This is a genomic window from Pseudomonas sp. R62 (genome assembly GCF_000257605.1).
Taxonomy (GTDB): domain Bacteria; phylum Pseudomonadota; class Gammaproteobacteria; order Pseudomonadales; family Pseudomonadaceae; genus Aquipseudomonas; species Aquipseudomonas atacamensis.
In genome coordinates this window covers 1-815 of record NZ_AHZM01000920.1, presented here as the reverse complement: position 1 = coordinate 815, position 815 = coordinate 1, and the positions used below count along the sequence as shown (strand labels likewise).

1 protein-coding gene is annotated in these 815 nt (G+C 59.5%); it reads left to right on the top strand.

Going from position 1 to position 815, the window contains the following annotated elements; all coding sequences use genetic code 11:
- Window positions 1-250: 250 nt before the first annotated feature.
- A partial coding sequence (locus OQK_RS01115; RefSeq protein WP_038860265.1) for a hypothetical protein occupies window positions 251-815 on the top strand: 565 nt, incomplete at its 3' end.

The following is an 815-nucleotide window of genomic DNA, read 5'->3' as shown; positions in this document are numbered from 1 at the left end:
GGAGACTGGCGGAAGACAGCCGGAGTCGAACCTGCGCGGGAACGGTTGCCGTCTCCAACCAGGTTTGAAGCCCGGCCGCGCCGCTGATTGTGCGTCGGCATCGGCCTGCGCATCTCCGAGTGCAGACCTACCGTCCGTCGCAAACCCACTTTCAACTGTCAGATCTGACAGTAGCCAACTACCCCCGCCCGGTATCTGATGTCTCCATCCCGGCCAGCCCTCCCTGGCCGTCTCATCAGGAAGGTGTGCCATGGAAAAGACGCAACCCGACAACACGGTCATGACGCTGTATCCGGTGATAATTCCTGTTGCCACCAAGAACGTGATCACTGACCCGCCGGCAGAGCCACCGACAGTCACCTATGGCTTGCCGTTGGACGTATTCACGGAGCTCACGCGCGATGAAATCAACGCCGCTGGTGTACAGGTGGTGGTCGATCCGCCTGAGGACGTTGGTCAATATGGCAGTATCAGACTCTTCGTCAACGGTGAGCAGAGCGGCGGTGCACAGACAGTCGTCAACGCGAGAATGGTCTTTCCCGTGTTCCAGAGGGCACTTCACGACGGCGTCATCAACACAATCCAATACATTCTGAAAAACGTCGCCGGCAATGACAGCAAGTCCATCGAAGCGTGGGCCCTCTACAACGACACGTTGCCCGGCGGCAATGATGTGCCTGGCACCGGCGATCATCCGGGGCTGCTGATCAGTCTGCCCGAAGGGCTCGGCAACCCGGCGGTGATCGACAAGGATCAGGCCGCCAAAGGCGTACTCCTGACGTTCGATTACCCTCATTGCCGCGCCTACGATCAAG